General features: G+C 31.8%; 22 protein-coding genes. 18 read left to right on the top strand and 4 right to left on the bottom strand.

What is annotated here, in order from left to right; genetic code table 11:
- Nucleotides 1–28: 28 nt before the first annotated feature.
- The 8 genes from BUA21_RS04370 to BUA21_RS15070 all read left to right on the top strand — a co-directional run bounded on the left by BUA21_RS04370 (nucleotide 29) and on the right by BUA21_RS15070 (nucleotide 8,582).
- Nucleotides 29–1,159, top strand: coding sequence for a S41 family peptidase (locus BUA21_RS04370; protein WP_072743511.1), 1,131 nt, complete (start codon nucleotides 29–31; stop codon nucleotides 1,157–1,159).
- 235 nt (nucleotides 1,160–1,394) lie between these two features.
- The gene (locus BUA21_RS04365; RefSeq protein ID WP_072743510.1) at nucleotides 1,395–4,322 is read left to right on the top strand and encodes a hypothetical protein; all 2,928 of its coding nucleotides are present in this window, start codon (nucleotides 1,395–1,397) and stop codon (nucleotides 4,320–4,322) included.
- Between the two features lie 182 nt (nucleotides 4,323–4,504).
- Complete coding sequence (locus BUA21_RS04360) at nucleotides 4,505–5,611, top strand: stalk domain-containing protein (RefSeq protein WP_072743509.1); 1,107 nt, start codon at nucleotides 4,505–4,507, stop codon at nucleotides 5,609–5,611.
- Between the two features lie 169 nt (nucleotides 5,612–5,780).
- Nucleotides 5,781–6,458 carry a copper amine oxidase N-terminal domain-containing protein gene (locus BUA21_RS04355; RefSeq protein ID WP_072743508.1) on the top strand — a complete coding sequence of 226 codons (678 nt, stop codon included), beginning with the start codon at nucleotides 5,781–5,783 and terminating at the stop codon, nucleotides 6,456–6,458.
- A gap of 306 nt (nucleotides 6,459–6,764) precedes the next feature.
- Nucleotides 6,765–7,094, top strand: coding sequence for a hypothetical protein (locus tag BUA21_RS04350; protein ID WP_200796512.1), 330 nt, complete (start codon nucleotides 6,765–6,767; stop codon nucleotides 7,092–7,094).
- Nucleotides 7,095–7,250: 156 nt separating this feature from the next.
- The gene (locus BUA21_RS04345; protein WP_072743507.1) at nucleotides 7,251–8,249 is read left to right on the top strand and encodes a type II toxin-antitoxin system antitoxin SocA domain-containing protein; all 999 of its coding nucleotides are present in this window, start codon (nucleotides 7,251–7,253) and stop codon (nucleotides 8,247–8,249) included.
- A gap of 134 nt (nucleotides 8,250–8,383) precedes the next feature.
- Nucleotides 8,384–8,515 carry a hypothetical protein gene (locus tag BUA21_RS15195; protein WP_268801886.1) on the top strand — a complete coding sequence of 44 codons (132 nt, stop codon included), beginning with the start codon at nucleotides 8,384–8,386 and terminating at the stop codon, nucleotides 8,513–8,515.
- Nucleotides 8,460–8,582, top strand: a complete 123-nt coding sequence (locus BUA21_RS15070) for an HNH endonuclease (protein WP_327198035.1) — start codon at nucleotides 8,460–8,462, stop codon at nucleotides 8,580–8,582. Before BUA21_RS15195 ends, BUA21_RS15070 begins: the two co-directional genes overlap by 56 nt.
- Nucleotides 8,583–8,596: 14 nt before the next feature.
- Here BUA21_RS15070 and BUA21_RS04335 read toward each other — a convergent pair whose 3' ends face one another.
- Nucleotides 8,597–8,887, bottom strand: a complete 291-nt coding sequence (locus BUA21_RS04335) for a type II toxin-antitoxin system RelE/ParE family toxin (RefSeq protein ID WP_072743506.1) — start codon at nucleotides 8,885–8,887, stop codon at nucleotides 8,597–8,599.
- A gap of 2 nt (nucleotides 8,888–8,889) precedes the next feature.
- On the bottom strand, nucleotides 8,890–9,294 hold the full coding sequence (locus BUA21_RS04330; protein WP_200796511.1) for an AbrB/MazE/SpoVT family DNA-binding domain-containing protein: 405 nt from the start codon (nucleotides 9,292–9,294) through the stop codon (nucleotides 8,890–8,892).
- A gap of 90 nt (nucleotides 9,295–9,384) precedes the next feature.
- Between BUA21_RS04330 and BUA21_RS14445 the strand changes: the two genes are divergently transcribed.
- From BUA21_RS14445 to BUA21_RS04300, 5 genes are all read left to right on the top strand, one after another.
- On the top strand, nucleotides 9,385–9,921 hold the full coding sequence (locus tag BUA21_RS14445; RefSeq protein WP_084604149.1) for a DNA methyltransferase: 537 nt from the start codon (nucleotides 9,385–9,387) through the stop codon (nucleotides 9,919–9,921).
- A 63-nt stretch (nucleotides 9,922–9,984) separates the two neighbouring features.
- Entirely contained in the window at nucleotides 9,985–10,521 is a 537-nt protein-coding gene (locus BUA21_RS04315; protein WP_072743505.1) for a hypothetical protein, read from the top strand.
- Between the two features lie 94 nt (nucleotides 10,522–10,615).
- On the top strand, nucleotides 10,616–10,891 hold the full coding sequence (locus BUA21_RS04310) for an amidoligase family protein (RefSeq protein ID WP_072743504.1): 276 nt from the start codon (nucleotides 10,616–10,618) through the stop codon (nucleotides 10,889–10,891).
- A gap of 251 nt (nucleotides 10,892–11,142) precedes the next feature.
- Complete coding sequence (locus BUA21_RS04305) at nucleotides 11,143–11,427, top strand: type II toxin-antitoxin system Phd/YefM family antitoxin (protein WP_072743503.1); 285 nt, start codon at nucleotides 11,143–11,145, stop codon at nucleotides 11,425–11,427.
- Nucleotides 11,420–11,728 carry a type II toxin-antitoxin system RelE/ParE family toxin gene (locus BUA21_RS04300; RefSeq protein ID WP_200796509.1) on the top strand — a complete coding sequence of 103 codons (309 nt, stop codon included), beginning with the start codon at nucleotides 11,420–11,422 and terminating at the stop codon, nucleotides 11,726–11,728. The genes BUA21_RS04305 and BUA21_RS04300 overlap by 8 nt, the downstream gene beginning before the upstream one ends.
- Nucleotides 11,729–11,821: 93 nt before the next feature.
- On the opposite strand, the gene BUA21_RS04295 is transcribed toward BUA21_RS04300, so the two are convergent.
- Nucleotides 11,822–12,406, bottom strand: coding sequence for a TetR/AcrR family transcriptional regulator (locus BUA21_RS04295; protein ID WP_084604148.1), 585 nt, complete (start codon nucleotides 12,404–12,406; stop codon nucleotides 11,822–11,824).
- 214 nt (nucleotides 12,407–12,620) lie between these two features.
- Here BUA21_RS04295 and BUA21_RS04290 point away from each other — a divergent pair, with 214 nt between their 5' ends.
- The 5 genes from BUA21_RS04290 to pepF all read left to right on the top strand — a co-directional run bounded on the left by BUA21_RS04290 (nucleotide 12,621) and on the right by pepF (nucleotide 20,803).
- Entirely contained in the window at nucleotides 12,621–15,893 is a 3,273-nt protein-coding gene (locus BUA21_RS04290; RefSeq protein ID WP_084604147.1) for a M14 family metallopeptidase, read from the top strand.
- Nucleotides 15,894–15,958: 65 nt separating this feature from the next.
- Nucleotides 15,959–16,651: a 5-oxoproline transporter, DUF969 family subunit gene (locus BUA21_RS04285; RefSeq protein ID WP_072743501.1), complete on the top strand. Its 693-nt coding sequence runs from the start codon at nucleotides 15,959–15,961 to the stop codon at nucleotides 16,649–16,651.
- 14 nt (nucleotides 16,652–16,665) lie between these two features.
- Nucleotides 16,666–17,628, top strand: coding sequence for a DUF979 domain-containing protein (locus tag BUA21_RS04280; RefSeq protein ID WP_072743500.1), 963 nt, complete (start codon nucleotides 16,666–16,668; stop codon nucleotides 17,626–17,628).
- Between the two features lie 70 nt (nucleotides 17,629–17,698).
- Nucleotides 17,699–18,685: an aminopeptidase gene (locus tag BUA21_RS04275; protein ID WP_072743499.1), complete on the top strand. Its 987-nt coding sequence runs from the start codon at nucleotides 17,699–17,701 to the stop codon at nucleotides 18,683–18,685.
- Nucleotides 18,686–18,901: 216 nt separating this feature from the next.
- Nucleotides 18,902–20,803, top strand: coding sequence for an oligoendopeptidase F (pepF, locus tag BUA21_RS04265; RefSeq protein ID WP_084604146.1), 1,902 nt, complete (start codon nucleotides 18,902–18,904; stop codon nucleotides 20,801–20,803).
- Between the two features lie 143 nt (nucleotides 20,804–20,946).
- On the opposite strand, the gene BUA21_RS04260 is transcribed toward pepF, so the two are convergent.
- The gene (locus BUA21_RS04260) at nucleotides 20,947–21,357 is read right to left on the bottom strand and encodes a helix-turn-helix domain-containing protein (protein ID WP_200796508.1); all 411 of its coding nucleotides are present in this window, start codon (nucleotides 21,355–21,357) and stop codon (nucleotides 20,947–20,949) included.
- Between the last annotated feature and the right edge of the window lie 23 nt (nucleotides 21,358–21,380).

Below are 21,380 nucleotides of genomic sequence, written 5' to 3'. Positions count from 1 at the left end.
AAAGTTTTATCTATAAGGGGGAATTTTTGTGAAAAGAAACAATATGTTTAAAAAGACCATTGCTTTGTTTTTGGTACTCATCATTTTATCTGTACCACTAGTATCTTATGGAGAAGGGCAAGATACATTGGAGGACAATCTACTCTATTTTTATCAAGTAAAAGAGCTTGTAAAAGATAACTATGCCTTCGATATAAATGACAATGAACTTATACAGGGAGCAATAAAGGGGCTATTTTATTTTTTAGATGACTATAGCAACTATTATACAAAGGCTGAATTTGAAGAGCTTTTGGGAAGTGTCTCTGGAAATTTTGTAGGAGTAGGGATAGTGGTTTCAGAACAAGATGGCTATGTAGTTGTAGTAGAACCTGTAGAGGGAAGTCCAGCCTACAAAGCAGGAATGAAATCTAAGGACAAAGTGATTTCAGTAGATGGGAAAAATACAATAGGCCTTTCTTCTAAAGATGTAGTAGCACTCATAAAAGGTGAAAAAGGAACAAAAGTCAAAATAGGAGTTAAAAGAGAAGGACAAGCCTCCCCTATTTATTTTACATTGACAAGGGATGAAATAAAACTAAATCCTATTAGCTACAAAATCCTTGACAAAAATATAGGGTATATAAAAATCAATCAATTTAATGAAAATACTAATGAAAATCTAATACCAGTATTAAAAGAATTTGACAAGAAAAATATTTCTAAAATAATTATAGATTTGAGGGACAACCCTGGAGGACTTTTAGGAGAAATAGTAGAAGTTTCAAGACACTTTGTGCCAAAGGGACCTATAGTTCATATAAAATATAAAAACAAAATAGAACAAACCTATTATTCAGAACTTCCAAAGACTAAATATAAATTAGTTGTACTTGTAAATAAAAATTCAGCTAGTGCTTCAGAAATATTTGCAGGAGCAGTCCAAGACACAAAGGCAGGAACTATTGTAGGGGTTACCACTTTTGGAAAGGGAACAGTGCAGGAAATCCTACCTCTATCCAATGGAGATGGAATGAAACTCACAGTAGCCGAATACTTGACACCTAAAAAGAGGAGCATCAATGGAAAAGGTGTAGTACCAGATGTAGTAGTAGAGGCAAACTCATCTGCCGGTACCAAAGATCCGCAACTAGAAAAAGCAATGAAAATACTCCAGTAATCTGTAACACAACTGTAATGGTATTTTAGATTCAAATCATATATAATAATCATATAGCAATTGGGAAATATAATATTCCCTAATGTTACAAAGTGATTACAATAGCATTTATCTTATTGACCTAAAAATCAGATGATGCTATAATACTTTATAGAATGCGAATCTTGCCAAGATTTGCAAACTATAAAAGTACTTAAAGTTTAAAAAACAAAATATCAAAGGAGGTCTTTGAAAAATGAAGAAAACTTTATCATTACTATTAGTACTAGCAATGGTACTAGGAAGTTTCTCTTTTGCTTTTGCTGATGAAGCTAAAGTTGATCCAGCAGTAGAAGCAGGAGAATTTCTAAAGAAAGCAGGAGTCCTTGAAGGAAGCGATTCAGGAGACTTGATGCTAGACAAACAATTAAAGAGACAAGATGCAGTAGTATTATTAAGCCGTTTGATGAAAGCTGAGGAAGAAGCAAAGAAATTCCCAGTGACTGAAGAATATCCAACATTTAAGGATATCACAAACAATTATTACAAACCATACCTTGCTTGGGCACAAGCAAACAAGTATTATGAAGGACATAATGCAGAAAAATTTGGTTATGGTGAATTCCTTACAGCTCAACAATATGCAACAGTATTATTGAGAGCATTAGGATATGAAGTAAATGATGCAGAAGCATACAAAGCAGCATTTGAAACAGCTAAAAAATTAGGAATCATGAAAGACTTAAAAGTAGAAGAAAAAGCAGAAATCACTAGAGGCCAAATGGCTCAAATGACTTTCAATGCTTTAGGACTTAAAATGAAAGGTTCAGACAAAACATTGGCTGAATTCCTAGGAATTGAAATGCCAGCACCAGCTGAACTAAAAGTAGAAAAAGTAGAAACTGAAAATTTAGGAGAAGTTGTAGTTAGATTATCAAATGCTAAATTACCAAACGAAGCAAAATTGGTAGATGCAAACAACTATAAAATAGTAGGAAGAAAAATAGAAAAAGTAACTGTAGACGGAAACGATGTAATCTTATCATTAGACAAACCATTAGTAGAAAAGGTAGAATATGAATTAGTAATAAGAAATATTGATAAAGCTATGAACAAAACATATGATTTTGTAGCTAAAGACAATGCAATACCAGTAATTAAAGATGTAAAAGTTTTAGGAGAATATGGTATAAAAGTAATAACATCCGAACCAATTGATGACCCACAAGAAAGAAGTTTCTTAATAGATAATAGAAATGTAGCTATGAAGGTTGACCAATATGGTAGGGAAATAATATTAACTCCATATCATAAGACTGCATTCTCAGAAAATGCAAAAACTTTAACTATTAAATCTTTGAAAGATTATGCTGGATTTAAATCAGAAGAAGCTGAATTTCCAATTCAAATAGTTAAAGATGAAGTAGCACCAGAAGTAACAGCTGTAGTAGTAAAAGGTAATGTAGTAGAAGTTACATTTGACAAAGATGTATATGCAGATTCAGTAGAAGCATATTGGAATAGATCAAGTGTAGGAAATATTTCTTATGTAGAAGGAAGACATACAATATATGCAGAAGATGCTGGCAAAATAGATACAAATAAAGTAGCATATACTTTTGCAAGAGAACTACCAAGAGACATAGAAGTAACTATAGAAGGAGTACAAAACCATTCTAAGGTTGCAATGGAAAAAGTTAAAAAAGTTGCTACTCCAGAAATAGACTACTCAGAACCAGAAGTAATTGACAAAAAAGTAGTAACTACTCCAGCATACAAAACAGATGAAAACGGTAAATCAGTAGAAGATGAAGGCAAATCTAAGGCTACAATATATCTATACTTTGATAAGGATGTAAAGGGTAGTTTCTTAAAACAAGCAAATGGAAAGTATTCAGAAAATGAGTTTGAGCCAGATGACCACTTTACCCTATATAAAGGAGAAGTAGCTTCAAGATTTGAAGAAAAGGGTAAAGTTGTATCAGCTAAATATTTAAGCGAAGATAGAAAAGACGTAGTAGTTGTAAATGTAGAAGGCTTATATATAAACAACAGATTTAAAGATTATGATTATATACTAGAAGTGAAAGACTTTACAGATAGAAGCTCATTAAGAAATAAAATGTATAGGTACTATGTTGACTTTAGTGTAAGTGCAAAAGGTTCAGACTTTGTAATAGTTGAGCCAGTAAAAGTATATGAAGATATACGTAGAGGTGAAGTTGTTGCAACTGAAATTACACTTACATTTACTGAAAGAATGTATGTAGATAGAGAATTAGCAGAAAATCCAACAAACTATATATTTACACGTAGTGCAAACGGGAAACAATATGATGTTAAGGATCTAGGCGGTAAAGTAGAGTCACAAAGCAATGGTAATCAAGTAGTAATAACATTACCAGAATGGGAAGCATCAGACTTCACACAATTTGAGGTTCTAAACAACATCAAAGATAAAGATGGTGTAAGATTATCAGGACCTAGAGTTTATGACTTTGCAACTAAACAACTATTAGGCGTAAATGTAAACGAACCAAATACATTAGGAGTAAAAGTAACACCAAATACTAATAATACTTTAGGTAAAGATTCATCAGCAGCAGAAGCGGCAATATATTCATTTAAAGTAACAAAAGGAGCAACAGCTGCAGCAAACGTAGAAGTTACAGTTGAGGGACAAAGTAAAGTGGACGTAGCTTTAACTGGAAATGAAACACCTGAAGTAGTAGCATATAAAATAGCAGAAGCAAGTTATACTGGTGCAACTGCAGAAGTAGATGCTACAGATTCTACAAAAGTAGTTTTCACAAGTGCTAATAAAAAGTTAGATGAAAACTTTAAAGTAACTGTAAATGTAGCTACAACAGGAATAGAAGTGGCAGAAGGAAAATTAGATAATGCAGGGAAAGATGTCTATGCAGGAGAAAAAGCAGAATATGGATTTACAGTAACAGCTGCTAATAGAGCAGGAAAAATAAAAGTAACATTTACAGAAAATGACACAGTGATAACAAAAGTTATAGACATAGTAGATACTAAATTAGCAGCTAATGATGTAGCAACAGCTATAGCAAGTGCATTTACTGGTGATGCAACAGCAACAGATAATGAAGTGAAATTTACAGCTAGTGCAGTTGGAGCTTACAAAGTATTTGAAGTAACTGTAGAAGAAGTAAAATAAGACATAACCTCTAACACTAAATTACTGATAAGTAATGAGGGATAAAGATGAACCCCAGCGGAGAAATCCAAAGGGGTTCTTTTTAACTTATTAGATTAGTGCAGGAATGGAGAAAGATATTTGAAAACACATCTAAATTAATGATACAATATATATAATATAATAAATATGGGAGGGATAGTATGTTTAAAAATGGTAGGTTTAAAAAGGTATTAGTAATCACAATGTTAGCGATATTAGTACTAAGTACTGTGGCATTAGCTGCTGACAATATCTATGTAAAAAAACTTACAGCTACTCATGGTAGAATTAAGTTTAAAGTTGATGGCAAAGATGTGACCAGTGAAATAGAAAACAAATATGGTTCACCTGCCTTTGTTGTTCATGAATACGGTAGCCGTGCTTATGTTCCTGTAAGGGCTATTGCTGATTTGATGGGTTTGGAAGTCAAGTATGATGATAGTACACATACAGCAGAGATTATAGATACCAAATCTGAACAATATGAGGCAGAAATAGAAAAGAAAGATAAGGAAATTGAAGAACTTAAAAAAGAAATTGAAAAATTAAAGAAGAATGTTGTAGAAGAAACAGATCTTAAAGCTGTAGAGAAAAAATTAAACAATAATTATGGTACTTATAAAGATGTGGATTTTGACATAACATTAAAGGAAAGTACAAATAGAATAGATGTAGATATAAGAATGGATTTAAGAGACGGCAGACAAGAGAGTGCTTGGAACAAAATGGGGTACAATAACAAAAAAGATATGATAGAAGATATAACAGATATCATATCTAAAGAATTCACCAATGTAGATATTTATGGCTCAATATACGATGAATTCTATAAAAAAGATGCCATGACATTTAGCAAAAAGAGAGATAGCAAAGTAAATATTTCTTATGATGGTAGGACAGCAGATAGGTATGGATATGATGAATATGATAAATATATAGATGGTATAGTATATGATGAATTCAAAGAAAAGGGAATAAGGGATGCTCGTTTAAGTAGACTGGATGTTGATAATCGAAGAATTTCTTTTGAGATTGATCTTTATAGTGATAGTGAAACTCAATTTAATGAACTTACTTCGGCTCAGATAGCAGGGATTTTGGATAGAGTATCCGATAAAATGATTCGTTACTATGACTATGATTATCGTGACCGTTACTATGATGACTATTATATAGTAGGACATATATATATAGGAAACTATGATAAAGGTGAATATTATAGAGTCAATAGTAGAGCGGAAGGAACCTTTACTAAGACTGCAAGATAGCGACAGTAGGGACGGTTCTCCCTGTCGCAAAACTCACCTTGCAGGTAGAAATACCTGTAAGGTGAGTTTATTTTTTTTATTTTAATTTCATGAAAAAAGAGGGAAAAATGAAAAAATGGCGAATATAATATTGGTACAATTAACATAAATTAACTTGCATGCAATATATATGTATAGCAAGCTTAGAAAGGGGATATGTACATGTCAAGAAGAATTAGTAGTTGAAGGGTATTTTTACAATGTAAGTAATACACCAGTATCTGGAGTTACGGGTTTATCCTTCGACGTATATGATGTGAATAGAGAACTTGTTGCACATGCAGAAGTTGTTGATGAACCTACAGATGAAGTTAAATTAGCTGACATGAAATTGAATCCTGGGGAATGTAAATATTGGAGTTTTATAATTCAAAGTCCTAACAAAGGTCTAGACTTAACTGAATCTACAGTAGAGCATGAATTTAAATATGATTCTTTTGATAAGGTTAAACTTGAAGATGGAATCAAGACATACTATAACAACAAGAAGATTAATTTTTCTAAAACCAAACCAAAAGTAGAAAATGGCAGAACTTTAGTGCCTATTAGAGCCATAACAGAGGCTATGGGAGCAAAAGTTGATTGGGATGGAAAGACCAGTACTGCAACAATAACTAGAGATGATGTTTCAATAAAGTTGAAAATTGGAGATAAGGAAGCATATGTGAATGGTGAAAAGGTACAACTTGATGTTCCAGCAAAAATAGAAAATGGTAGTACCCTAGTTCCTCTTAGATTCATAGGTGAAACTTTTGGAGCACAAATATTTTGGGGACAAGACGCAAAGATTATAATCATAGCAGAATAAATAAAACATTAATCAATGGAGATATATGCAGGTAAAATTAATGTACTACAATAAGATTTTTTAAAAGATCAGCTAATTATTAGTTGGTCTTTTTCTATCTTCAAATTTAGAAAATATATCTGGGGGAAAAGCTACTACGAATGTCACTATCAAAGTGTAGTAATATATAAGATGTAAAAGATAGAAAATCATAAATATTTAATACATAAATTAAATATATTGTATCAATAAATACATTTTTATATTGTGTTTTTGGTATAATTAATGTATAATTGTATTCTTCTAGAAGAAGGGAGAGATTAAGATTTGGTTAATACTAAAAAAGAAACAAAGAAATATACCGATCTTACTCCAGATGAGATAAAAGCCTATCTTTCTAAATTTAGAAAATTCATATTAGATGGTAAGTATTCAATTGCACAAAATGAAAATAGACAAGAAAATATGGACTTTATTGAAGATTATAAAATTGATACAAAAAAAGAAAAAGAAATACTATTAGGTATTCAGTATGATGATTTTTGTTATGCGGTTGATAATGATAATGAAGAATTTTCTCATGAAAAATTGTACATATTCTGTAAGTGCCAAGAATTAGATTATTGGGGTACTTTAGAAAATGTTGATATATATTAAAATTAATATGACTCAAATAAGGAATGGCGATGATTTTGTGTTCATTGTATCTTTTCATAAAAGAAATAAACCAATAGAATATTTGTTTAAATAAATAGCTTGATAATATATAAAATAAGATTAATAATGGTGATTAATAAAAAGGAGGTAACCTAGATGTTAGGATTTTGTGAAAAATGTCATGATATGGTAGAGTACTATATCAGAGAAAAGAAAATGACAAAAAACATCAAAGGTAAAGAAATTGAGTATATAGGGAAAGTAGCAATTTGTAGTGAGTGTGGAAGTGAAATATTTGTAGCTGATATTCGTGATTATAATCTTAAAATGCTAGATAATGCTTTTAGGGAAAAAGAGGGGTTGATTTCTGTTTCAGAAATGGAACTTATATTAGATAAGTATGATATTGGTAAAAGACCTTTATCCTTGCTATTAGGATGGGGTGAAGGTACTCTTACTAGATATTTGGATGGAGATATTCCTACTAAACAATATTCAGATACTTTAAAAACAATCCTTAATGACCCGAAGGATATGAAGAAGTTACTAGAGGAAAATAAAGATAGTATAACAGATGTTGCATATAAGCGTTGTAGTGAGGCATTAGTGGATATTGAAAAGGAGAATTTTATAACTGTTAAATCTGAGGATAAGATTGATCATGTTGTAAAATACCTTTTGGTAAGTTGTTCAGATATAACACCTTTGGCATTACAAAAACTATTATACTATGCCCAGGGCTTTTTCAAAGCTTTTACAGGTGAATATCTATTCCATAATAATTGTGAAGCTTGGGTACATGGGCCTGTATATAGAAGTGTGTACTATAAATATAAAAACTATGGCTACAATCCTATCGAGGAAAATGAGTGTGACTACACTGATATAGAATTGGCTAAGATAGAAAAGGAGATTTTAGACAGCGTAATTAGAAATTTCGGTTGTTATAGTGGGAAGGTGCTAGAAAAGATGACTCATGCAGAAATGCCATGGAGTATTACTAGAGTAGGTTTAAGAGATGATGAAAGTTCAGACCGAATTATTGAAAAAGATCTGATAAGAAAGTATTTCGAAGCTATTAAACTAAAGCATAACATGCTTAATATATCAGATATTAGTGATTATAGTACTGATCTTTTCAATAAGCTATATTGATAAAATATAAAATAACTCTGTCAAACGAATAAAAATATTAATTATCTATAGGTAATAGAAATTAGGATGTGTAAAGCCCTTAGAGATGTTTTTTTAAGGGCTTTTTCTATGTCCATTTTTGGAGGTGAAAGAGAATGCCAAGGAAACCAAAGAAGCCCTGCAAGTACCCAGGCTGTCCAGAGCTAACAGAAGGGAAATACTGCAAGGCACATCAAAAGGAAATGGATAGAGAATACAATAGCAGTAGACCATATAGAACCTCATAAAGGTAACGAAGACTTATTCTATGACATTAACAATCTTCAATCCCTGTGCAAGTCTTGCCATGAATAGCCCTCTTTTGAGAGCTATTTAATATATCGCTTTAGTTGTTCATAAAAGTTTTCACGAGTTCCAGCAAGAAGCACAATAATTTTTTTACCATCAATCTCACTTATGGTATAGGCAATTTCATAATTGATACCTTTATATTTTACATCGAAACCATAAACACCAGATAAATCACCACGTTTTGGTTGACCGATATAAGGATTTTCACTTAATTTTAGTAAAGCTGTTTTATATGCATTTTTTAAAGGCTTTTCCTTTAATTTTTTAAAAAAACGTTCAGCTTGAGGACTGAATAATATTTCGTACATAATCAGTCCTCTGAACCAAAGATGTCATCAAAGTTTGCTGCTTTCTTTTCACCAGCTGCAATGGCATCTGCTTCTTCAAGCATATTGTTAACAGCTTTTTTAATATTTTTGCTTTGTGTTTCAAACTGCTTTACTAGTTTATCACCCGAATATCCTTGAGAAACTAGGTCTTTTAGTATTTCAACGGAAAACTCACTAGGTTCTCTATGAAGAGGTTGAATAACAATTTTACCATCTTCAAGTGAGCATTCAACTTCGCTTCCAAGTTCAAGATGTTTATAGAATTGTAAAGGTATCGTAATTTGACGCTTCTTTGAAACGCTGATTATTTTACGATCCATAATATCACGCTCCATAACAATTGTAGGCATATTTGTAACCTCTTTTATAGTATATGCTAAATTCATAAATATAACACCTATATCTTTGTATCTTTATAAACATTATAACAAAGAAACAAAGAAAAATCAATAAAAAATAAAGAGGTGAGTGAAATATTGAAAACAACAGAAGAATTAAAACTAATTGGCATAGATGAACTAATACCTTATGCAAATAATGCTAGAACCCATAGCAAAGACCAAATTAATAAATTGAGAAGTAGCCTTAGAGAATTTGGATTTATAAATCCCATATTAATCGATAAAGATTATAACATACTAGCTGGTCATGGCAGAGTAATGGCAGCAAGGGAAGAAGGAATAAAAGAAGTTCCATTTGCTAATGTTTGCATTTGGGCCAAGCAATCACGGCCCACAAAATCAGAACTTCATCCAACTATGAAACCAGTACCTTTAGTAGCCTATCCAATTCAAAATAGTAGCATGAGTAACTGTATTGTATTAGAGCCTTTTGCTGGCAGTGGTTCTACTTTAATTGCCTGTGAGCAGACAGGAAGAATTTGTTATGCTATAGAGTTGGATGAAAAATATTCAGATGTTATTGTGAAAAGATATATCGAATATGTTGGCTCTGATGAGGAAGTTTTCCTTATAAGAGATGGAGAAAAGATACCATATAAAGATACGATATAACCCTTGCTATTTCCTGTATTTAGAGTGATATATGTAAGTAACCTAAATACAGGAGGGATTGAAATGGATAGAAAGGAAATGGTAAAAATCTTAGGTGAGCACTTTGGAGTGAAGCCTAAGTACCTAGGAGTACCAAGTTTTCAATATCAAATAGAAACACCTAAAGAAACTTACATTATAGATAGGGAGGGAAAGATTATGACATCGCTTGGAGAAGAAGTAGAATTTGAAGAACTGCTAGCTGGGCTTAGAGCATTAAATAAAATTGAAGAGGGAGGTCATCCTGGAATAGAATTTGACTTTCAGGAAAAAAGTATAACCTTTAAGCATTCGGAAAGAGAATCAGCAAGTAGAGCTTTAGCTAAAGTGAAACCTACTGACAATGAAAAATACACTTTTAGAACTTGGCTAACAAGACTTGGAATGATTGGGGATGAGTATAAGGAAATTAGAAAGGAACTCATTCAAAACTTAAGTGGCAACAGTGCTTTTAGAAAAGGAAAGAAGGATAAAGCAGATGAAATGGTAGATAAAATAACAAAATCCAAAAGCTATGATGAGGCTTTATCAATAATCATGGAATATGTAGAAATAGATTAAAAAATACTGTATTTCTTTAAAATAGTACTTGCTATTTATCCCTTTTAGAGTGATATATATACACAACGAAAACACACTGAAAGGAGATAAAACCATGGCAGACAGAGATTTTTTAAAGACCAACTTTGGAATTGAGACTGAACTAACAGGAATTACAAGAGAAAAGGCAGCAAGAGTTGTAGCTGACCATTTGAGAGGAAGCATTCAAAGGCAAAACGATTATTACGATAGTTACAAAATTACTGCACTAGATGGAAGGGCTTGGAAAATCATGTATGACGGAAGCCTCAGAACCCAAAGAAAAGTAAATGGGCAAAAGGTTACAGCAGGTAGAAATACCTGCAAGGTGAGTTTATTTTTTGCATTTTAATCTCATAAAAGAAGAGGTAAAAATAAAAAAATGGCGAATATTGGTACAATTAATATAAAGCAGAATAAAGACAACATTGTCTGGAAAAACTATTTATTCAAATTAGGGACTACGAGTGAGTCCCTTGTATCATTTTTGAAAGCTACGTAACCTAAATAATTTTATGAATATATTATTAATAAAAGGATATATAATATAGACAAATTATGATATAATATGAATATACAATGAAATTAGAAAGAGGTGGGATCATGGAATTAAATATTAGACCATCAGCAGATTTGAGAAATAAATATAATGAAATTTCTAAGCAGTGTAGGGAAACTAGAGAAGCGGTTATTATTACTGTAAATGGTCGAGGTGATACAGCCATTCTTGGATTGCAGGATTATAAGCAAATGAAAGCTGAGATAGAATTACTCAGAACTCTTGCGGAAGCAGAAGATGATGTACAAAGTGGAAAAGTTGGTTCAATGCAAGAATCTTTTGATGATCTTCGTGAATCTCTAGTGAAGAGGAAGAATGAAAGTGTATAAGATTCTAAGAACAGATAAGGCTGAAGACCAACTGAGAGATGTAATATTCTATATAGCAGATGATTCAGAAAATATTGATACTGCTCTTAGGTATTTGGAGGAAATAGAAACAGCTATTAATCATCTACAAGAGTTTCCCAACTCAGGAAGTATACCTAGATATTCTATCTTAAAAAAGCAAGGATACAGAGTAGTAATTGTAGAAAAACATCTTGTATTTTATAAAGTAAATGAAGAAGATAAAACAGTTATTATCTATGCAATAGTTGATGGAAGAAGAGAATATAAAAATTTAATATAGTTAGGATTTGGTATCCGAAGTAGATATATTCATTAAATCCTAAAAAAGAGAACTAATCAAGGTAAAAGGTTAGTTCTCTTTTTTAAGGGAAATTTATTTTAGAGAATCGAGATAAGCATTGATTATTTGCTCTGATTTGTTAGTTATCGAATAGCTCCACTTGTTTAAGCACCAGTCATAAGTAAGTCCTCTTTGAATCGTTGTATATGTTTTTTCTAATTCAGTGTATGAATTATTGGTAGAAATTTCTCCATTCTCAATAGCTTCTTTGAATAAACGATCAACGAGTTTATAATATAATCTATCAGGATTTAAGATATGTCTTTCAAATTGAGTTCTTACTTGCATACCATATAAATCGGAGTAAAACACTTTATATGGAGAATTCTCAAGGTTATTACAGACAAATAGGTTAAAATCCTTTAATCTTTGTAATGCACTAATTGTACTATCTTCAGTCTTAAGCCAGTCATTATAGACTTCATCGAATTTATATGCTACACAAAACAACAATTCTTCTTTACCTCTGAAGTGATGATAGAAAGAGCCTTTAGAGGTTTTTGATTTTTTGATTATTTCGTTAACGGTTGTGTTTTCATATCCTTGATCTAAAAAAAGTTCCAATGCTGTATCAAGGAGTCTTTTACGAACTTTTGTCATTTTTGTATTTATTGACATATTTTTATCCCCCGTGATTTTTTCTTTATTATAGTATAACATATAATTTGCTGGAAGAATACTACTGCTAATTCTATGGCTTCTCCATTTACATTAAAAGTTTTTTAACTTGACATATATATGTGAAAATAGTATCATTATGTTTAAATAATTGTACCTTGGTACGAAACTCATTATTATTCAGTATAACAAATTAAACTATTAGGAGGAAATTATGAGATTCCATAATAATAAGATATTTAAAGTATTAGATAGTGTAGATAATGAATATATAGAAAAATCACTTAAAATATCATTTGTTTCCGGATTTTACTCAACATCTTCGAAATTTCCTGTTGTATCGTCAGTAAAAGGAATAAATATGGGAAACGTTAACTTGGAAGATTTAATAAATGTACCTCAAATTAATACACCAGAAAATTATACTGCATCATCAGATTCAGCTGTTTATCTGGAAGAGCTTAATGACAACAGTAAAAAAGGTCTTGAAAGTCTTTTTGATAAGGGGTTTGTATTAAGTGATGAGAATAACGATTTACTTGCAGACAGTATGAATGTCAGATTTGATATGAAAAATCTTAATGATAAATCGGTTCTAGCTGCAGCATGTAATATGGCGTTTAGATACGGAATGTCAGTAACATCATTTAGTGGAAGTTTGATTGCTGATGAGGATTATAAAGGTAGTAGAATAGTATTTGAAGGAACAGGAGAACCTTCGATTAAATTTACTGATGGACAAGCAAAGATTATTCATGTGTACGGAGAAGGCTTAAGGCTAGAAAAATTTGTTTCTAAATTATGTCGTGAGCTTCCTGAAATGGGATGCGGATATACATGGACAAATTACAAAGAAGATTTTTTCAATTCTTTTAAGCTGAGAAACTTGGATGGTCAGCTTAGCTATGCCAAAACTTTTATGAATTCACCTGATGATGAGATTACTGTTTATGCTGAACCTAACTTAGATGTAAGATATGATAAATATAAAGATGAGTTCAAAAATGCAAAGTTTATTAATTTCAAAGGCAATAAAAAGATATATTCGAAGGAATATGACATAAAATGGGAAGTAGATGAACTTAAGGAAGTAGTTAAAGATGAACTTGTTCCTAAGCTTAAAAATGGATCTAGAGTAAAAATAATAGCTGCAGTAAGTGAAAATAATGATGTAAGGGATAAACTTAAAACTGAAATAACAAAAATGCTTTCTGATTTGGGCTTTGATGTAGATATAGAAATAATCTGTGCGTACAAGCAAGGATATTCATGGATTTCAGACGTCATAGTTCCAAAACTAAAAGGAAAAGATGTATCAGAAATCAAGGTCAGATTTAAACCCTTCCTTCCTAAAGGTCAGACAGAATGGGCTGAAGAAGATGGTGCAACACCATCATATTCTAATTTTGGGAGTTTTGATGAAAACAAGTGGTATGATCTTCCTATAAGATTTCTTCAAGAGTTATATCCTGTTGATGAAATAGCAGCCCGTGAGCTTGGTATTTCAAAAGATAATATAAAATTTGAAGCTTATGAAGGTTTTGAAGATATAACTTACGATTTAATAGCTTTTGATGAATCAGGCAATATGCTGCTTAATGAAAAATATAAAGTTGAAACCTATGAAAGACCTTATATATCAGAAATGCCTGGGCTAGGGAAAGTTCATCCTGCCACGGGATATTTAAAAGCTTACTGTGGAGACACTGAAATAATAAATAGACAAATCAGAACAGATACAGATAAAGTATGGGAAATATTCCAAAATGAAATTCTTCCCGAAAGTAAAAAATATGTTTTGGACAAATATAATGGTAAAGTTACAAGCGATAATGAACCTTTTTTCTCAAAATTAGAAATAAAGGCTGAACTTTCTGAACCCAATTTTAGGACAGGTACTCGTGAAGACGTGATATCGTCACTTGATGCACTTCACGAAGATATGTATTTTGTTGCTACTGACTATTACAAAAATTTTGGTTTTAATGTATCTGGAGCACCTTTTGAAGCTCCAGGATTGATTTTACCTGATTTAAGAGAATCAGAAGGCAAGCCCAAGCTTATTGTTACTCTTTATGGCACAGAAGCTGAACATGCAGGTGTGTTAAAGAATGGTAAACTTTTCACATATAAAGCTGAAAATCCTGAAATGTATGTTGATGAAATCAGCTTTGATGAAGATGATGAATTGAATTACAATATTAAAACTGAAAACTGCGATGAGAATATGCTTAAGGAATATTTTGCTTTAATGAGTAAAGGAATTCTTGAAGCAGCTGAGCAGACATCATATATTTCTTCAATGAGCATGAAGGAATACGGTATTAGCTGCACTAAGCAGACTGAGGAAAGGACAGAAGTAAACATAAATAGAGACATCCAAATAATTAACAGCATTGATTTTAAAGAGGGCTCTGTTATAGGGTATGATGATTATATTAAAATAATTAATGAACTAAAAAAAGTATCGTGTTTAAAGGTCTATATTGCAGGGAAAAGTTATAATGGAAGACTGATATATGCGGTAGATATAATCCCTGAAGGTGAAACGGGTTTTGTATCAGAAGTTAAGTCTTTGACATATAATCCTTCTGAACTTATAAACTGTAGACATCATGCAAATGAGGTATCTTCAACAAATGCTTCATTTAGAATTATAAAAGAACTTGTATGTAATCCTGAAAGCAGGAAGATAGCAGATAATCTAAATATTACAATTATACCGGTAGAAAATGTAGATGGTACTGCACTTCATTATGAGCTTATGAAAATCAATCCTAATTGGAAGCTACATGTAGCACGTTTTGATGGATTGAGTAAGGAATTTTTCCGTGAAATATTTAACAAGGATTCTATTCATACTGAAGCATATGCTTTTGGTAGAATTTACAAACGAATTCTTCCTGATTTGATTGTAGATAACCACGGTGTACCTTCGCATGAGTGGGAGCAAGAGTATTCAGGATATACATCTCCTTCATATAAAGGATTTTGGCTGCCTAGATCTATTCTGTACGGATATTTCTGGCCCCCTAAAGAAGATGAATTTAAAGATAATATTATTCTTTGTAATAAACTACAGGATGAAGTTTCTCATGAAATTGGATTACACAAAGAACTTAAAGAGCTTAATCTTGAATGGGCTGAAAGATTTGAGAAATATGCACATAACTGGATGCCTAAGCTTTTCCCAGCAGATTATTACAATGATATGATTTTCTACTGGATTTACAAGAATCATAGTGCTGATGCTAGTTATGTTTCATGGAGACATCCGTGGATAAATACAGCTTATTTTACGAGTGAAGTAGCTGATGAAACAGCACAGGGAGATTATCTAAAGATGTGTACAGATGCACACTTTTATCACAATATGAGAATTCTAAATGTTATGACAGGTGTTAAAAAATCATATAGATATGAATATAATGATTTGGGTGATAAACTGGTACTTAAATTAACAAGACAAAGACCAATATTTGTCTAGTTAATTATAGTATAAATATTTTAAGACAGATATTCTGTCTAAATAAATGGGAGGGAAGAAATAATATGAATTATTTAGTGTTATTAGGTGTTTTAGTTGTAATTGTTGGTTTTGCATTAAAACTTGATTCAATTTTGATTATTGCAGTGGCAGCAATCGTTACTGCTATAACTGGAAGAATGGGAATAGTTGAATTCTTAGATGTTTTCGGAGCAACATTTGTTGGTTCAAGATACATGAATGTATTCTTGATTGTATTATTGCTTACAGGAACTTTGGAGAGAAATGGTTTAAAACATGCCGCTGCGAAGCTTATAGGAAAGTTTAAAGGCGCTACTCCAGCTCACGTACTTGGTGTATATAGTGTTTTAAGAGGTATTTTAGGAGCTTTCAATGTTGGGCTTGGTGGAGTTGCAGGATTTACAAGACCAGTACTTATGCCTATGTGCCAAGCAACAATTGAAACTAAAGGTTATAAAGCAAATGAAGAACACATGGATCATGTAAAAGGTATGGCAGCAGGTGTTGAAAATATCGTATGGTTCTTTACTCAGGTACTTTTCATAGGTGGTTCAGGTGGACTGTTAGTAAAAGGTGCTATGGAAAGTTTAGGTTATAATGTTGAACTTCCTCAGCTTGCAGCTGCTGAAATTCCAGTTGCTATTTTTGCGGTATTATTTACAATAATATATTATAATATTTTGGATAAGCGATATATGAAAAAATACTATGGTGAAATTAATGTAGAGAATAAATAGAAGGAGGTAATTATATGTCATTTTTTACAAGTGCAGATGTAACTTTAGGAGAAAAGTTACTTGAAATATTATATATGATTTGCGGTGTTATCTGTTTATATGCTGCATTTAAAAATTTAAAAGATAAAGAAAATCCTTCACGAGTGGGTACTTTTAGTTTCTGGTTTCTATTTGGTGTTCTTATGGCATTTGGAAGATTTATAGGGAATTTGCCAAATGGTAATGTTATTAATGGCATTATAGTTCTTGTGATGATGCTTCCTGCTATATTGAAGAAGGTTAAGCCAGGACATTCTAATGTAGCTACTCCAGAAGAACAAGTTGCTGATTTCAATAAAATAGGAATGAAAATATTCATACCAGCTCTTGGTATAGGTGTATTTGCTTTGATTTTTGCATTTATTCCTAATGTTAGTTCACTTGTTGGTATGGGTGTCGGTGTTATAATAGGTATAATTTTGCTTACTATATTTAATAGTAAAAATACAGTTAAAACTTATTTTGATGATTCAGAAAGATTTCTTTCTATAATTGGACCTATTTGTTTGCTTCCATGTTTGCTTGGAGTATTAGGTAGTATATTTACTGTTGCAGGTGTTGGTGATGCTATTTCAGCTCTAGTTGGGAAGATTATACCTGAAGGAAATTTGGCAGTAGGTATTATCGTATATGCTATAGGTATGATGTTCTTTACTATGATTATGGGTAATGCTTTTGCTGCTATTACTGTTATGACAGTTGGCATAGGTGGACCTTTTGTATTTGCATTAGGGGCTGATCCTGTTCTCTGTGGAATGCTTGCATTAACTTGTGGTTATTGTGGTACTCTATGTACTCCAATGGCAGCAAACTTTAACATCGTTCCAGTTGCTATTCTAGAAATGAATGACAAGTGGGGTGTTATCAAGAAGCAAATTGTGCCTGCATTTGCACTTATTATATTCCAGATTGCTTATATGTTAATGTTTGGAATGTAATAGATTTTGGATTAATTCAGGGGAAACAGATTTTGTTTCTCCTGAATTAATCTTATAGAGAGGTGATATCTTGAGTGAATTGACTGCAAGAGGTGCAAAAATAGTTATAAATGACTGGCTTCTTTTGAAACCTGAAGAAAATCTCTTGATAGTTACAAGTGAAAGACATTTAGATGAAGCTAAGGTTTTAAAAATTTATGCAAAAAAAATTGGTGTTTCGGTAGATATAATGCTTGTAGAAAAAAGTGGTAAAAAAGTAGGAATTTATTTTGATAAAAATGATAGAATATTTGACCCATATGATGCAATAATAGGTGCGACTGAGTATTCTCTTGTTACAACTCTTGCGGCCAAACGTGCAATTGAATTAGGGAAAAAATACGTGTCTTTACCTTTGTCTACTAATAACGGGGTATCTATGCTAGCATTTGACTTCATGACAGAAAATACAGAAATAAGCAAGATTAAAGCGAACCTGCTTATGCAGAATATCAGAGGTTCAAGTAAAATTTATGTAAGTACGGAACTAGGAACAGATCTTCATTTGAGCATGAAAGGAAGAAAGCCGGGTTTCTTTAATGGTAATGTTGAAGATGGCGGAGGTTTTTCATCTTCGAGTATAGAAGTTTATATTCCAATAGTTGAAACTGCTACTAATGGCACTTTGGTCCTTGATGGTTCTTATGGATATATTGGTAAGGTAGAAACTCCATTTAAAATAACTTTTGAAGATGGCAAAATTGTTAATATTGAGAATTCAAAAAGTGGTAAAATTTTAAAAGATTATCTTGAATCATTCGATGATGCACGTATGTATTACGGTGCAGAATTTGGAATAGGGTTAAATTCTAAATCAAGATGTAAAGGTGACTGCTATATTGAAGATGAATCAGCATATGGAACATTTCATATAGGTCTAGGACGTAATTTTGCGTTGGGAGGTCAGCATGACGCAAGTGGTCATTTTGACTTGGTTTCACATAATGCTGATATATATTTTGATAATAGACATATTGTTGATAAAGGTAAAGTTACAATACAGAGTGTATACTTTTAAATTTGCTACAGGAGGGACGGTTCTCCCTGTCGCAAAACTCCGTTTCGTAGGTAGATATACCTGTGAGGCGGGGTTTTGTTTTTCTAATTTCAATGTAATTTTCGAAATATTTAAAATAAACAATAAAATTAGAAGGATAATTATGAAAAATGTAGAATGTATACTGTATAATTTTAAAAAAATAAATAAAGGAGGTGGGGGGTTTATCCCCATGACATGAAAAGATTTAACAAAAAATCATTAGTATCATTGTTATTAGTATTGGTGATGTTGTTTAGCCAATCTATGGTTTTTGCTGATGCAAAACTTCCAACTCGTGCAGAAGCAAAAGATAAGTACAAATGGGATTTAACTGAAATCTACAAGACAAGAAATGATTTTGAAGCTGATATGAAGAAACTTACAAACGAAATAATTCCAAAATTTGAACAATATAAAGGGAAATTAAATACAGCAGACAATTTGCTTGCATACTTTAAACTAGATGAGGAAGCTAGTAGACTTTTAATGAAAGGATATATTTATGCAAACCTTTCTCAAGATTTAAATCAAGCAGATAGCAATTCTCAAGAAATGGCTTCTATAGCTGAAACAGCTTACAGCAAATATGTAGCAGCTGTTTCCTTTGAGAGACCAGAGATACTTAGTTTATCTGAAGAAAAATTGAAGGGTCTTATGAATGATCCAAAGCTTAAAGATTATAAGCTTTATCTTGAACAACTTTTAAAACAAAAAGAACATATATTGTCAGATAAAGAAGAAGCTATACTGTCAGCAGCAAGTGATATGGCAGGCTCACCAAAAGATATATTTGACAAGGTGACTCTTGCTGATTATGAATATCCAACTATAAAAGATAAAGATGGCAAAGAGATAAAATTAGACAATGCAAATTATTACAAGATATTGGAAGAAGGAGATAGGGATCTTAGAAAAAAGGCTTATTTAGCTCGTACAAATGCTAACGGAAAAGTAAACAATACATTGGCAGCCACATATAGTGCAGAAGTGAAGAAAAATATATTCTTTTCCAATGCTAGAGGCTATGATTCTTCAATAGATGCTGCATTGGCTGAAGAGTTTATACCAAGATCTATTTATGACAATCTTGTTAAATCAGTTGATGGCAATTTGGGGTATCTTCATAAATATTATGAAGTGAAAAAGAAAGCATTGGGACTAAAAGAATTGCATGGATACGATGATTCCCTTCCACTAGTTAAAGATTATAAGATGGAAATTCCTTATGATGAAGCAGTAAAAATCATTACAAAGGCATTGGCTCCACTTGGAGATGAATATGTAGCTGATTTTAAGAACGGTGTAAATTCAAGATGGGTTGATGTATACGCAGATGATAACAAATATACTGGTGGATATCAATGGGGTGCTAATGATACTCATCCATATATTCTTATGAATTATACGAATGATTTGGATTCAGCTTTGACATTGGCTCATGAAATGGGACATGCTTTAAATACAGTGTATTCAAACAAAACTCAACCATATTATATGTCAAGTTATCCAATATTCACAGCAGAAGTAGCTTCTACAGCTAATGAACTTTTAGTTATGGATTATATGATTAAGAATGCTAAAAATGATGATGAAAAATTGTATTTGTTGAATAAACAAATAGACAATATCATGGGAACTATTTATACTCAAGTTATGTTTTCAGAGTTTGAACAAACAGTTCATGATATGGCTGAAAAAGGAGAACCATTGTCAGCTGATGTTTTGAACAACTTATGGCTATCCCTTATAAAGAAATACTATGGAAAAGCTTTTACTGTTGACGAAAATTCAAAATATGGTTGGTCAAGAATACCTCATTTTTATATGAATTTCTATGTATATAAATATGCAACTTCTATGTCGGCTTCTTATGCACTTGTAAACAATATATTAGAAGGCAAAGAAGGAGCAGTTGACAATTACCTTGAATTCCTAGCAGCTGGTGGTTCCGATTATCCAGTAGAGATTCTTAAGAAGGCAGGAGTAGATATGAATTCGTCAGAACCAGTTGATAGTATATTGGAGTACTTTGGAGAATTGGTAGATGAAATGGAAAAACTATTAGAAAAGAAAGCAAAAGAAACTAAGAAGAAATAGTAAAATCCGCCTCATAGGTAGAAATACCTACAAGTTTCAATTGGTTTTAACTCTAAGAATCCTATGATTTGTACAAGAAGGTAAATGTATATAGATAATAAAAGTCAGATAGTTATATAACTATCTGACTTTTAAAATAGTATTTATTTTTTTAGTTCCTTTTCTAATTTTAATATCTCTATAGCAGCTTCCATACCGTATTTTAAAATTTTTTCAAATATTTCTTTAGGAATAGGCTCATCTTGTGTTATAATTCCCTCATTTAATAGCTTTTCTGCAATGCTTTTTTCTATTTCATTATAGTTTAAGTGTTCAGATATATTGGGATTTTTTTTATAATTAGTTCGGCCAAGAAGGTAGTCGGTTGAAACATTAAAAAAATCAGCTAGTTTTTCTATTGTTTCAGTATCGGGATTTCTTTTACCTTGTTCATAATATCCATAAGCACTAGTTGAAATGTTTAAGTGTTTAGCTAAATCTTTTTGTAGTAAATTTTTTTCTTCTCTTAATTCCTTTAGTCTTTCACTTATCAGGATATCACCTCCAAACTGCATTAAATAAGCATCCAATAAAGTTT

The sequence above is a fragment of the Sporanaerobacter acetigenes DSM 13106 genome, from assembly GCF_900130025.1.
In the GTDB taxonomy this organism is placed as follows: Bacteria; Bacillota; Clostridia; order Tissierellales; family Sporanaerobacteraceae; genus Sporanaerobacter; species Sporanaerobacter acetigenes.
Note: the sequence above shows the minus strand (reverse complement) of the source record. Positions and strands in the feature narration are given on the sequence as shown.

What these genes read in the sequence shown, in the direction of transcription:
- BUA21_RS04365 (WP_072743510.1), top strand. Translation starts at nt 1,395, where the DNA reads ATGAAGAAAACTTTATCATTACTATTAGTACTAGCAATGGTACTAGGA.
- BUA21_RS04260 (WP_200796508.1), bottom strand. Translation starts at nt 21,357, where the DNA reads ATGCAGTTTGGAGGTGATATCCTGATAAGTGAAAGACTAAAGGAATTA.
- BUA21_RS04295 (WP_084604148.1), bottom strand. Translation starts at nt 12,406, where the DNA reads ATGTCAATAAATACAAAAATGACAAAAGTTCGTAAAAGACTCCTTGAT.
- BUA21_RS04335 (WP_072743506.1), bottom strand. Translation starts at nt 8,887, where the DNA reads ATGTACGAAATATTATTCAGTCCTCAAGCTGAACGTTTTTTTAAAAAA.
- BUA21_RS04360 (WP_072743509.1), top strand. Translation starts at nt 4,505, where the DNA reads ATGTTTAAAAATGGTAGGTTTAAAAAGGTATTAGTAATCACAATGTTA.
- BUA21_RS04355 (WP_072743508.1), top strand. Translation starts at nt 5,781, where the DNA reads ATGTATAGCAAGCTTAGAAAGGGGATATGTACATGTCAAGAAGAATTA.
- BUA21_RS04315 (WP_072743505.1), top strand. Translation starts at nt 9,985, where the DNA reads ATGGATAGAAAGGAAATGGTAAAAATCTTAGGTGAGCACTTTGGAGTG.
- BUA21_RS15195 (WP_268801886.1), top strand. Translation starts at nt 8,384, where the DNA reads ATGCCAAGGAAACCAAAGAAGCCCTGCAAGTACCCAGGCTGTCCAGAG.
- pepF (WP_084604146.1), top strand. Translation starts at nt 18,902, where the DNA reads ATGAAAAGATTTAACAAAAAATCATTAGTATCATTGTTATTAGTATTG.
- BUA21_RS04345 (WP_072743507.1), top strand. Translation starts at nt 7,251, where the DNA reads ATGTTAGGATTTTGTGAAAAATGTCATGATATGGTAGAGTACTATATC.
- BUA21_RS04280 (WP_072743500.1), top strand. Translation starts at nt 16,666, where the DNA reads ATGTCATTTTTTACAAGTGCAGATGTAACTTTAGGAGAAAAGTTACTT.
- BUA21_RS04305 (WP_072743503.1), top strand. Translation starts at nt 11,143, where the DNA reads ATGGAATTAAATATTAGACCATCAGCAGATTTGAGAAATAAATATAAT.
- BUA21_RS04310 (WP_072743504.1), top strand. Translation starts at nt 10,616, where the DNA reads ATGGCAGACAGAGATTTTTTAAAGACCAACTTTGGAATTGAGACTGAA.
- BUA21_RS04330 (WP_200796511.1), bottom strand. Translation starts at nt 9,294, where the DNA reads ATGAATTTAGCATATACTATAAAAGAGGTTACAAATATGCCTACAATT.
- BUA21_RS04285 (WP_072743501.1), top strand. Translation starts at nt 15,959, where the DNA reads ATGAATTATTTAGTGTTATTAGGTGTTTTAGTTGTAATTGTTGGTTTT.
- BUA21_RS04290 (WP_084604147.1), top strand. Translation starts at nt 12,621, where the DNA reads ATGAGATTCCATAATAATAAGATATTTAAAGTATTAGATAGTGTAGAT.